This is a genomic window from Streptomyces sp. NBC_00237 (assembly GCF_026342435.1).
GTDB lineage: Bacteria > Actinomycetota > Actinomycetes > Streptomycetales > Streptomycetaceae > Streptomyces.
On the sequence record NZ_JAPEMT010000004.1, the window covers coordinates 613102 to 625550 of the forward strand.

The 12449-nt window shown below is 73.2% G+C and carries 7 protein-coding genes; all 7 read left to right on the forward strand.

What is annotated here, in order from left to right:
* The first annotated feature begins 3 nt into the window (after window positions 1–3).
* The 7 genes from OG897_RS35285 (at window position 4) to OG897_RS35315 (ending at window position 12448) form a co-directional block, all read left to right on the forward strand.
* Window positions 4–3825, forward strand: a complete 3822-nt coding sequence (locus tag OG897_RS35285; protein WP_266663464.1) for a DUF5682 family protein — start codon at window positions 4–6, stop codon at window positions 3823–3825.
* Entirely contained in the window at window positions 3822–5705 is a 1884-nt protein-coding gene (locus OG897_RS35290) for a hypothetical protein (RefSeq protein WP_266663466.1), read from the forward strand. Before OG897_RS35285 ends, OG897_RS35290 begins: the two co-directional genes overlap by 4 nt.
* A 289-nt stretch (window positions 5706–5994) precedes the next feature.
* Window positions 5995–6963, forward strand: a complete 969-nt coding sequence (locus OG897_RS35295) for an ABC transporter permease (RefSeq protein ID WP_323188151.1) — start codon at window positions 5995–5997, stop codon at window positions 6961–6963.
* Between the two features lies 1 nt (window position 6964).
* The gene (locus tag OG897_RS35300) at window positions 6965–7921 is read left to right on the forward strand and encodes an ABC transporter permease (protein ID WP_266663469.1); all 957 of its coding nucleotides are present in this window, start codon (window positions 6965–6967) and stop codon (window positions 7919–7921) included.
* On the forward strand, window positions 7918–10089 hold the full coding sequence (locus OG897_RS35305; RefSeq protein WP_266663471.1) for an ABC transporter ATP-binding protein: 2172 nt from the start codon (window positions 7918–7920) through the stop codon (window positions 10087–10089). The genes OG897_RS35300 and OG897_RS35305 overlap by 4 nt, the downstream gene beginning before the upstream one ends.
* A gap of 87 nt (window positions 10090–10176) precedes the next feature.
* Window positions 10177–11856 (forward strand): ABC transporter family substrate-binding protein, encoded by a 1680-nt coding sequence (locus tag OG897_RS35310; protein WP_266663472.1) that lies wholly within the window; start codon window positions 10177–10179, stop codon window positions 11854–11856.
* 310 nt (window positions 11857–12166) lie between these two features.
* Window positions 12167–12448 carry a hypothetical protein gene (locus tag OG897_RS35315; protein ID WP_266663473.1) on the forward strand — a complete coding sequence of 94 codons (282 nt, stop codon included), beginning with the start codon at window positions 12167–12169 and terminating at the stop codon, window positions 12446–12448.
* The last annotated feature ends 1 nt before the right edge of the window (window position 12449 follow it).

Below are 12449 nucleotides of genomic sequence, written 5' to 3' on the forward strand. Positions count from 1 at the left end.
CCGATGAGCGAACCGACCGCCCCCGAGGCGTCGCCCACCGCCACTAGGCCGGACACCTTCCCAGCACAGGCAGCAGCCCGGCCCGCCACCCCGGAGACCGCGGTGGCGGCCCTCGCGGCGACCGGACCCGGGCTGCCGTTCCTGATCGGGGTGCGCCACCACGCACCCTCGCTGGCGGCCGTCCTCCCGGCACTGCTGGACGAGGCGGCCCCCGACGTCCTCCTCGTCGAACTGCCCGCCGAGTTCCAGCCCTGGCTGGGCTGGCTCGCCCACGAGGAGACCGAGGCCCCGGTGGCGCTGGCCGCCGTACCCTCCGACCGGCCAGGGCAAGCAGGCGAACGGGGCCCTGCCTTCTACCCGTTCGCGGACTTCTCGCCCGAGCTGGTCGCTCTGCGCTGGGCGGCGAGAAACGGGATCCCGGCAGTGGCCTGCGATCTGCCGCTGGCCGACCGGGCGTGGGCGAAGGGCGGTCCCGACACCCCCGCACCCGCCCCGGGCGCCGACTCCGTACCCGTGCCGGGGGAGGGGCACGGGCTGTCCGACGTACTGCCGGGGGAGGGGCACGGGCTGTCCGACGCACTCCGGTCCCGGCTCACCGGCCGGGACGGCGACGACCTGTGGGACCGGCTGGTGGAGGCCCACGCGCCCGGCTCGCCACCGGAGGCGCTCCGCCGCGCCGCCCTGCTCACCGGCTGGGCGCTGCGTTACGAGGCCGAGGCGCGGGGCGGCGTGCCCGGCACGGACCTGGTGCGCGAGGCACACATGCGCGGGCACCTCGCCGAAGCCCTGGCGAGCGGGCGGCGGCCCGCCGTCGTGGTGGGAGCCTTCCACACCCCCGCGCTGCTGCCGACCGGGGCCGGGGGCCCCGCACCGGACGCGCGCGCCGCGAACGCCGCGCCCCGGCCGGACGCGAACGCCGCGCCCCACCCAGAGGCGGACGGCCAGGTGGACGACCCCGCCGGGCCGACGGAGTGCACGGTCTCCCTCGTCCCGTACACCTACCCCCTGCTCGACTCCCGGTCCGGCTACCCGGCGGGCATCCGGGACCCGGAGTGGCAGCACACCGTCCTGGACGCCGCAGGCGACCCGGCCGCGCTGCACGAGGCGTTGATCCGCACCTCGGTCCACATCTGCGCCGCGCTGCGCGAACAGGGCCACCCCTACGGCCCGGCGGACGGCCGGGAGGTCGTCCGGGTGGCCGGCGACCTGGCCCGTCTGCGTGACCTGCCCGCCCCCGGGCGCGGTGAACTCCTGGAAGCGGCGCAGACGGTGCTGGGACGCGGCGAGACCCACGGCACGGGCCGCGCCGTCGCCCGGGCCCTCGAACTCGTACTCGTCGGAGCCCGCACCGGACGGCCCGCGCCCGCCGCGCCGCGCAGCGGACTGGGCCCCGCCGTCGAGGCCGAGACCGAGGCGCTCGCCCTCCCCGGCCCCGGGGACGCGCACGAGAAGGCACCGCGTGACCTCCGGCTGGATCCGGCGCGCTCCCCCCTGGACCGGCGCCGCGAACTGCTGCTGCGCAGGCTGACGGTGTGCGGCATCCCGTACGGGCAGGAGCAGGGCGTGACCGGCGCGGCGGGTACGGAAGGACTCACGACGCGCTGGCAGGTGCGATGGACTCCGGCGACGGCCGCGATGCTCACCGCGGCCGGAGCCCGAGGAGTCACCCCGGCCCAGGCGGCCGAGGGCGTGCTGCGGCAGCGGCACGCGGCCGAGCGCGCGGAGGGCGGCCCGACGGCCGCCCAGGCCGTCCGGGGCCTCACCGAGGCCGCCGAGTGCGGCCTCCCCGCCCTGGCCGACGAACGTCTGACAGAGCTGGCGGCGGTACTCCCCGCGAGCGGCACCCTTCCCGAACTCCTCGCCGGGCTCGACCTGTTGGACCGCATCGACGCCGGCCACCTGCCGGGCCCGGCCGCGCCCGACAACCCCTCGGCCCCGGCCCCCGCCGTCCCTGCCGCCCGCACCGCGCACGCGGCCGAACTCCTGACCTCGGCCGCGGTCCGGCAGGTCGAAGGACTGACCGGATCCGAGGAGCCCGAGGACGCCCGGGCACTGCTCGAACTGGCCCAGCGCGCCGACCGGGTGGGCGGCATCCGGCTCACCGCCGCCCTGGCCCGGCTGGCCGCCGACGGCACCCCGTTGATCGCCTCGGCCGCCGGAGCGGTCAGGGTGCTCACGGGCCACGAGTCGGCCGAGACCTTCGGCGAGCGCGTCGCCTCCTGGGTGGACGGGGCCGGGGACAGCGCCTCCCGGGCAGCGCTCACCGCCCGCCTCACCGGCGTCCTGACGGTGGCGGGTCCGCTCCTGAACATCGGCGCCGGTGCCCTGGACCCGTTGCTGCACCGGATCGTCGAGCTCGACGACACCGCGTTCCTGGCCCGGCTGCCGGCCCTGCGCGGTGGGTTCGACACCCTGAGCCCGGCCGCCCGGGACCGGTTTCTGGAGACCGTCGAGGAGCGGCTGGGGGAAAGGGTGGACACCCTCGACGCCGACGACCCCGCCGAACTGGCCCGCCGAACGGCAGCCGACCTCGCGGCGCGCGACCTCCTGACCCTCCTCGGCCTGCCCGTTCCGCCACCCGCGCCCGACGAACGCATCCCACCGCCGTCCGGCCGACCCGCCGCGACCCGTCCCCCCGTCACGCCCACCGTCGCACCACGTCCCGAGAGCGCCCCCGCGCCCACGCCCGCCCCCACCCCGACCCTCACCCTCGCGCCCGCCGACCGGTGGCGGCTCGTACTGGGGCGGCGTGCCGACCGACTGCCGTCCGGTGCCGCCCGTCTGGCGACCGCTCTGGACGAGCTCTACGGCACGGGGCACGGCGAGGGATCCCGCAGCGGCCTGCCTGGACCCGGTGGCGGCCCGGGACGGCGCGGCGGCCGGGAGCCGTCGTTCCCCGGCGTCCGGGAGTGGTCCGAGGAACTGGCCGCGCTCTTCGGCCCCGGCATCCGCGAGGAGGTGCTCGCCGCCGCAGCCGTCACCGGCCGACAGGACGTCCTCGCCGCATTCGACCCGGCGGCCGTCACACCCTCCGTGGAACTGCTCCGAACGGTCCTGCGGTACGCCGGCGGGCTCCCCGAAGCCCGCCTCGCGGCGCTCCGTCCCCTGGTCCGCCACCTGGTCGACGAACTGACCCGCCAGCTCGCGACCCGGCTGCGCCCCGCCCTCACCGGCACGATGTCGACCCGGCCCACCCGCCGCCCCGGCGGCAGGCTGGACCTGCCGCGCACGCTGCGCGCCAACCTCGCCACCGCCCGCCGGACGGCCGACGGGACGGTCCGGGTGATCCCCGAGAAGCCGGTGTTCCGCAGTCGCGTCCGCCGCTCGGCCGACTGGCGGCTGATCCTGGTCACCGACGTCTCCGGATCCATGGAGGCATCCACGATCTGGTCCGCGCTGACGGCCTCCGTGCTCGCCGGGGTGCCGACCCTGAGCACCCACTTCCTGGCCTTCTCCACGGAGGTCGTCGACCTCACCGGCCACGTGCACGATCCCCTCTCCCTCCTGCTGGAGGTGAGCGTGGGCGGGGGCACGCACATCGCCGCCGGGCTGCGGCACGCCCGCAGCCTGATCACGGTGCCCACCCGCACCCTCGTGGTCGTCATCAGCGACTTCGAGGAGGGCGCGCCGCTCGGCGGACTGCTGGCCGAGGTGCGGGCCCTGGTGAACACCGGCTGCCACGTCCTCGGCTGCGCGAGTCTGGACGACGCCGGTCGGCCCCGCTACTCGACGGGCGTCGCCGGACAGCTCGTAGCCGCCGGTATGCCCGTGGCGGCTCTCAGCCCACTCGAACTGGCCCGCTGGATAGGGGAGAAGACCGCATGAACGCCACCCCACTGCCACCCGTCGCGCCGGAGGTCACGGCCACGCTGGTGGAGAACCTCTCGCCCCGGCTCCGCAAGCGGCTGGACGCGGCGGTCACCAAGCTCGCCGCCCGTCCGACGCACCGCGACGGGGACACGGTGACGATCGCGGTCGACGACGAGACCGAGTTGCGCCTGCACGCCCCGGGCGGAGTGGTGGCGACGGCGGACGCCATCACGTGCGGCTGCCTCCTCGCCCCGGCGTGTGTCCACCGCGCGGCCGCCGCCTGCGCCGCCCCTGCGGCGGACCCCGCAGAGGACCTCACGGCGGACCCCGTAGAAGACCTCACGGCGCACTCCACGGCGGCCCCGGGGACGGACTCCATGCCTGACCCCATGCCGGACCCCACGCCCGAGCCAGCCGACCAGCCCACCCGGTCGGTCCCCGAACCAGCCTCCGCGACGGGACTCACCCCCACCCCCGACGCCTCGCCCGAGGTGGCGAGCCCGGGACAGCGCGCCGCCGCCGACGCCCTGTGGTCGGCGGGCGCCGCCGTGCTGGAGGCGGGCGTGGACGGCGCCGGTGCCGTCACCCAGGCGGCCCTCCTGCGCGCCGCGCACACCGCCAGGCTCCGGCACCTGCCGCGCGCCGCCGGTGCCGCGCTGTCCGTCGTCACCCTGCTGCGGGCGGCCCGCACAGGGGACCCGTCCTACCGCACCGCCGACCTCGTGACCGCCCTGGGGGAACTCCTGGGCACCGCACACCGGGTGGGGACGGCGTCCGGGGAGGAGCTGGCCGCCGTCAGGGGCCGCGCCCGCCGCCCGTACAGCCCGGACGGTTCGCTGCGCCTGTACGGCCTGTTCACCGAACCCGTGGTCACCGACTCGGGGCACGGCGGCGTCCGCACCTGGGTCGCCGGAACCGACGGTCGTCTCTGTACGGTCGGCGACGTGGCGCCCGGCGGCGTCGGGCGCGCCCTGGGCGTGGCCGACCGGGCCGTGCGCCTGGGGGACACCGCACTCACCCACCGGGAACTGGGCCGGGCCGGACTGGCGGTCTCGGGTGCGACGCTCTCGCCGGACGGCAGACTGGGCGCGGGCAAGGGCGTCAAGGCCGTCACCGCCCGGGGCGCGGCATGGACGGAGCAGCCGCTCGCCGCCCTGTGGCAGACGCCGCCCTCCGAACAGGCCGCCCGCGCGCTGCGGTCCGCCTCCCGCTACGCGCCCCCGGACGGCGGAGGCAGCGACCTGCTCTTCCTGGACGTCGAACTCCTGGGCCCGGTACGGGAGGCGAGCGGCACCTGCCTTCTCGCGCTGTGCGAGGGCGGCATCACCGTCCGGCTCGCCGTCGCCGACGACGACCCCGCCCTGGCCCACCGCGACAACCTGATGCTGCTGGCCAGGGCACCGGGAACCCGGCTGCGGATCATCGGCCGCCTGGTGCCCGCACCCCACCCCCGGCTCACCCTCCTCGCCTGCTCGCACCCCACCGGCGAGGGCACGGTCGACCTCGGCCTCGACCGCCTGAGCCGCGCCGACCTCCTCGACCCCACCGCCCCCGTGCCCCCCGCCCTGCCCCAGCCGGAAACCTCCGGCGGGCACTCGCCCCTGTACCTCCTGGAGCGCCGGGTCGAACAGACGGTCCTGGCGGGCCGCGCCACCCTCGGCATGCTCGGCGACGTCACCGCCGAGACCCGCCGCATCCGCCGCGCGGGCCTCCCCACGGCCGCCGGACTCCTCACCACCCTGTGCGCATCGGCGGCCCAGCGCGACCGCGACCACTTCGGCCGCCTCCTCCCCGCCGACACCGACGGCTTCGCCACGCACTGGCTCGCCGCCGCCCGTTACACGGCAGCCGTGGCCGAGTCCCTGTGCGCGGCGGCCTGGGAACCCACGCGGTAGGGCCCACCCCGCCCTGCGGCTGCGTAGATGATCAATCCGCTACGGCAACATTGCGGTCTTTGCGAACACATTGCGGCCTTGTGGCTAAACCAGCCAAAACCTGGTGCGGCCACCTAGGTACGGATCAAGCTGACATTCGCCCCCTCGTGGCGCCGTTCCGTACCCGTAAGTCCGTACCCGCAAGCCCGCAGAAAGCTCCACCACACATGTACTCGACCTGTCCCTCCGGCGCCTTCCCGGCGCATCCCACGTGTGTGACGAGGGGGCGGTCCGCACCGTGCGCTATGTGATGCGCAAGGCGGGCGGCTGGCTCCTGATGATCGCGGTCGCGACCAACGCCACCTACTTCCTGGCCAGTTGGTTCCTGGACCCGCGATCGAACTACCGGGAGCTGCGGCCCGCCCGCAGCGAGGAACAGATCTCCCGGGCCCTCGCCCCGTACAACCTCGATGCCGGGGTCCCGCTCGTGCAGCGGTGGTGGCACTGGATCACCTCGGTGCTCACCGACTTCGACTGGGGCCAGTCACCCACCGGAGTCTCCGTCAACGGTGAGATGGGCTACCGCGCGCTCGTCAGCGCCCAGTTGGTCGTCACGGCGACCGTCCTGTCCGTCGTGATCGGTGTCGCGCTCGCCGTCTACACCGCCGCACGCCAGTACGGCACGGCCGACCGGGTCACGCAGGCCCTGTCCATCGCGATGTTCAACGTCCCGACGTCCGTCGCGGCGCTCGCCGTGGTCTTCGTCGCCATCTGGCTCAACCAGCACGCGGGGCTCGACTTCCTCTACGTGGCCGGGGAGAACTCCCCCAACGTCGAGGGGCTGCTCCCTACCATCGGGGACCGCCTCCTCCATCTGATCCTGCCGACGCTGACCCTGACGCTGATGGGGTATGTGGGCTACCACCTGACGCAGCGTTCGCTGCTGCTCGACACGATCAACGCCGACTTCGTGCGCACGGCCCAGGCCACCGGTCTCACCCGCAGCCAGGCCGTCCGCAGGCACGCCCTGCGGGCCGCGCTGATTCCGACGGCTGCCTCCGTGGCGTTCAGCGTGCCCGCCATCTTCACCGGAGCCATGATCACCGAGACGGTCTTCGGCTGGAACGGCATGGGCCGCTACTTCGTGCAGACCATCAGCAAGAACGACGTGCACGGTGCGGTCGCGACGGCCGCGTTCGCCGCGGTGCTCACCGCGATCGGCGCGATCCTCGCGGACATCGCCACGGTCTTCCTCGACCCGAGAGTGCGGGTGAACTGACATGGCGACAGCGATCGACACCGACCAGCCGCCCACCGTCCAGCCGCCCACCGATGCCGCCCAGCCGCCCACCAACGCCGCCCAGCCGCCCGGAAGCCTCAGCCTCGGCCGCCTCTACCTGCGACGCTTCCTGCGCAACCGGCTCGCCGTCGCGGGCGTCGTGATCTTCGCGCTGCTCGTGCTGTTCAGCACCTTCGGCGGCCTGTTCACCTCCTACACCCACACCGACGCCGACTTCGCCGCCCTCACCCAACCGCCCGGCGCGGCGCACTGGTTCGGCACCAACCAGGGCGGCAACGACATCTACGCCAGTGCGGTACACGGACTGCGGCGCTCGCTGGTGATCGCCGTGAGCGTGTCCGTCCTGACGATCGTCGTCGCCTCGGTCATCGGGTCGAGCGCCGCGTACTTCGGCGGCCGGGTGGAGAGGCTGACACTCGCCGTCATCCACTTCCTGCTGATCGTTCCCTCGTTCCTCATCCTGGCCCTGGTCTCCAACCGCCTGGCCGGTGACTGGCGCGTCCTCATCGCCGTGCTGACCGTGTTCGGCTGGATGTCCACCGCCCGGGTCATCTGGTCCGTCTCGACCTCCCTGCGCGAACGGGACTACGTGACGGCGGCCGAGTTCATGGGGGTCGGGCCACTGCGCATCATCCTGCGCCACATCATCCCCAACCTCGGTTCCCTGCTCATCGTCAACCTGACGCTCGGAGTCGTGGCGACCGTGCTCAGCGAGACCGCGCTGTCCTTCCTCGGATTCGGCGTCCAGACCCCGGACGTCTCCCTCGGCACGATGCTCGCCGACGGGGCGGCCACCGTCACCAGCGCCCCCTGGCTCTTCGCCTTTCCCGCGGGCCTCGTCGTCCTGCTCACCGTCTCGATGACCTTCATCGGCGACGGGCTGCGCGACGCCCTCGACCCCACCTCTGTGACCGGCGCGGCGGGAGGCCGACGATGACACTCACCACCCCCCTGCTCGACCCGGTCCCGTCGGCCGACGCCTCGCCCGTGCTCTCCGTACGGGACCTGCGGATCTCCTTCCCCTCGGAGGGCGGGCCCGTCGAGGCGGTGCGCGGCGTCAGCTTCGACCTGCTGCCGGGCCGGACCCTCTCCATCGTCGGCGAGTCGGGCTCGGGCAAGTCGGCCACCGCGATGGGCATCATGGGCCTGCTGCCGCCCACCGCCACCCTGAGCGGCCAGGTCCTGCTCGGCGACCAGGACCTGATCGGTCTCGACGACCGGGCGCTGTCGCGGGTACGGGGCAAGTCCATCGGCATGGTCTTCCAGGACCCCCTGTCCGCACTCACCCCCATCTTCTCCGTGGGCAGGCTCCTCTCCGACGCGCTCCGCGTCCACCAGGACCTGTCCAAGAAGGCGGCCTGGGAGCAGGCCGTCGAACTGCTCGACCTCGTCGGCATTCCCGACCCCCGCAACCGGGCCTCGTCCTTCCCCCACGAGTTCTCCGGCGGCATGCGCCAGCGCGTGGTCATCGCCATGGCGATCGCCAACCGTCCGAGGGTGCTGGTGGCCGACGAACCCACCACCGCGCTCGACGTCACCGTGCAGGCGCAGATCCTCGACGTACTGCGCCTCGCACAGCGGGAGACCGGCGCCGGCCTCGTCCTGATCACCCACGACCTCGGCGTCGTGGCGGGCCACGCGGACGACGTCGCCGTCATGTACGCGGGCCGCTTCGTGGAGAGGACGGACGTGCACGAGCTGTTCCGCCGTCCGTCGATGCCGTACACCGCTCGCCTCCTGGCCGCGGTGCCGACCGTGGACGGCGGGGTCCGCCGCCCCCTCGTCCCGATCGGCGGAGAGCCGCCCGCCCTGACCGGCCTGCCGGTCGGCTGCCCGTTCGCGAACCGGTGCGCCGTGGCACTCGACGCGTGCCGCTCGGAGGAACCGGAGCTGCGCCCTGTCGCCGGACACGGTTACGTGGCCTGCCTGCGCGCTGCCGAGATGGCCGAGGGCACGCTGGACCCCACCGGGGGTGCCGCACCGGTCGAACCCGTCGCCCCCGTCGCCCCCGTCGAACCCGTCACCGTCGTCGGACAGCAGCCGGGCACCGGCCGCGCCGGGAGCGGCGACGTGGTGCTGCGCGTCGAGGACCTCGTCAAGACCTTCCCCGTCACCAAGGGCGCGTTCGTCAAACGCCGGGTCGGCACCCTGCACGCCGTCAACCGCGTCAGCTTCGAGCTGCGCGCGGGGGAGACGCTGGGTCTGGTCGGCGAGTCGGGCAGCGGCAAGACGACGACGCTGATGGAGATCCTGAGGCTCCGGCAGCCGGAGGGCGGCCGGATCGAGATCGCGGGGAGGAAGGTCGGGGCGACGGACGGCACGGTTGCCGGTGCCGCGCTCGGCACCACCGCCACGCCAACCGGTTCCAGCGGGCGCTCCTTGCGGCACGACGTGCAGATCGTCATGCAGGATCCGCTCGGCGCCCTGGACCCGCGCCTTCCGGTCGACCAACTGCTCGCCGAACCCCTGCGGGTCGTCGGCCACGACCGCGACGCGATCCGCTCCCGGGTCCACGAACTGCTGACGCTCGTCGGCCTCGACGCCTCGGTGAGCGACCGCTTCCCCGCCGCGCTCTCGGGCGGCCAGCGCCAGCGCATCGGCATCGCCCGGGCCCTGGCAACGGAGCCGAAACTGCTCGCCCTCGACGAGCCGCTCTCCGCGCTGGACGTATCGGTCCAGGCCGGAGTGATCAACCTCCTCGCGCGCCTCAAGCGCGAGCTGGGACTCGCCTCGCTCATGGTCGCCCACGACCTCGCCGTGGTCCGCTACGTCTGCGACCGCGTCGCGGTGATGTACCTGGGGCACGTCGTCGAGATCGGCGACACGGAGACGCTCTTCTCCGACCCGAAGCACCCCTACACCCGGGCACTCCTCTCGGCGGTCCCCGTGCCCGACCCGGAGCGCGAACGCACCCGCGAAAGGATCGTCCTGGAGGGCGAGCAGCCCACCGCCACGAACCTCCCCGGCGGCTGCGTGTTCATCGACCGCTGCCCCGTGTACCGGCTCGCCGACGAGGACGTCCGCGAGCGCTGCCGCACCGAGCGCCCCGACCCCAGGCCGGTGGCGGGACAGCCGGGCCACGCGTTCGCCTGCCACGCCGGGTAACAGGCGACCCACGGGCCCCTCGATGGCCGCCCCTTCCCCCTCCCAGCCACACCTTCACTCACACCTTCGATTCAAGGACCCTCTCCCATGCGCGCACGACTGGCCCTGCCCATCGCCCTCATAGCAGCCGTCTCCGTCACCGCCACCGCGTGCCAGTCCCCGTCCGGCGACGGCGCGGGCTCGGCCGCGAAGGACGCCCCGACCGCCGCTTCGGGTGCCGCCGACTACAACCCGACGGCGTACGACAAGGTCAAGGACGGCGGGACCTACACGACTGCGGGGACGTTCGACGATCAGGGCAACCGGTTCCACGTCAATTCCACGCTGGCGGCTGAGCGGGTGTGGAACTGGTACAACGCGGTCGCGATCACCTTCTCGCCGACCGGTGAGGTGCAGTACAACCCGGACTACTTCAGCGACGTGTCGGTGTCCGTCAAGGACGGCAACCAGCAGGTCGTCCTGACGATCAACGAGAAGGCCACCTTCAACGACGGAACGCCCATCGACTGGACCGCCATCCAGGCCACGTGGAAGGCCAACAACGGTTCGGACAAGGACTACGCCGCCTCCACCGCGGACGGCTACAACCAGATCACCGAGGTCGCTCGGGGCAAGGACGACAAGCAGGCCGTCCTAACCTTCAAGGGCGTCAACGCCTCCTGGCCCAGCCTGTTCACCACGTTCCTGCACCCGAAGGCGGCGGCGGTCGACACCTTCAACAAGGCGTACGTGAAGAAGGCGCACCCCGAGTGGGGTGCGGGCCCGTACACGGTCGGCACGTGGGACGCGCAGTCGGGCAACGTCACCTTCGTCCGCAACCCCAAGTGGTGGGGCAAGAAGGGCAAGCTCGACAAGCGCGTCTACGTGAACCTGGAGTCGACGGCGGGAATCAACGCCTTCAAGAACGGTCAGCTCGACTACGTCTCCGCGGTCGATGCCGAGAGCCTGAAGCAGGTGAAGGGGCTCAAGGGCACCGAGATCCGCAGCGGCGGCAGCCCGTTCGTGTACTCGCTCAACTTCAACACCAAGTCGGCGGTCCTCGCGGACAAGGCGGTGCGCAAGGCGATCCAGGAGAGCATCGACCGCAGCCAGATCGCGAAGATCCAGTTCCAGGGCCTGGACTACAAGGAGCCGCTGCCCGGCTCGGGCTTGCTCTACAGCTTCCAGAAGGGGTACGAGGACAACGTCTCGGCCGTCCTGAAGTACGGGCCCGACCAGGCGAAGAAGGACCTCGACGCGGCGGGCTGGAAGCCCGGGAGCGACGGGATCCGGGAGAAGGGCGGCAAGAAGCTCGACGTCGGTTACACGCTCGTGGGCGACGACCCGCTGGGCAAGGCCACCGCAGGCGCCCTCGCCGCGATGCTGAAGCCGCTCGGCGTGCACCTCGCCATCAAGAAGGCCGACGACGCGGACTTCTCCAGCATCCTCAGCGAGCGGAAGTTCGACCTCTTCCTCTCGGGCAACCGCTCCATGGACCCCTTCGGGTCCCGTTACCTGTGCGAGATCTACTGCTCGGACCGTGACTCCAACCTCACGGGGGCCGGATCTCCCGAGCTGGACAAGGAGATCCGTGCCACGGCGGACATCGCCGATCTCAACAAGCAGGCGGCTGCGGCGAACAAGGTCGAACAGAAGGCCCTCCAGAACTACGCCCGACTCCCGATGTTCAGCGGTCCGTCGACCTACAGCGTGAAGAAGGGCCTGGCGAACGTGGGCGCGACCATCTTCCACAACCCTCTGCCGGAGACGGTGGGCTGGGAGAAGTAGCCCGGCGGTCCAGCCGGACTGGCCGGACCGCCTCACGCCGGGCTCTTGCGTTCAGGGACATCCGGGGCATTCCGAATGCGTACTGCGGGGAGCCAGCCGTACCCGTCGCCGCCCGGAGCCCTGGCGTGGTACCAGTTCGTGGAGCAGTACGCAGCACCTCTGCGTGAGCAGCAGACCGGCGACCGGCAGGGGCTCGGACGCCCGCCCTGGACGACCCCGCCGACGGCACCTTCAGCCCGCGCCCCCTGCCGTCCGCCGAGCTCCACACCCCGGTCGCCGGAACCTGGACGCCCGGTGCCCCCCGTGCCCGGTGGCCGCGTTCGCCACCGGGCGCCTCACCGTCCGGGCCCTGCACCGAGGCCCCCGCTGGGTCTGCTTCGGGCTCCCGCCGATTGTCACCCTGCTTTCCGGTTATGCCGTGGCGTGGCTGTTCTGGCCGTCCTACTACGGGGGCCTGTTCGTCCTGCCCTGGTGGGGTGCCGCGCTTCTCGGCAACATCACCGCCTGGACCTGCCCCGGCCCCCGACGCGGCGTACGCCCCTCCCTCGCATCCGCCCGCCGACGGTGCGCTGCCCGGGCGGCGCGAGCCTGAA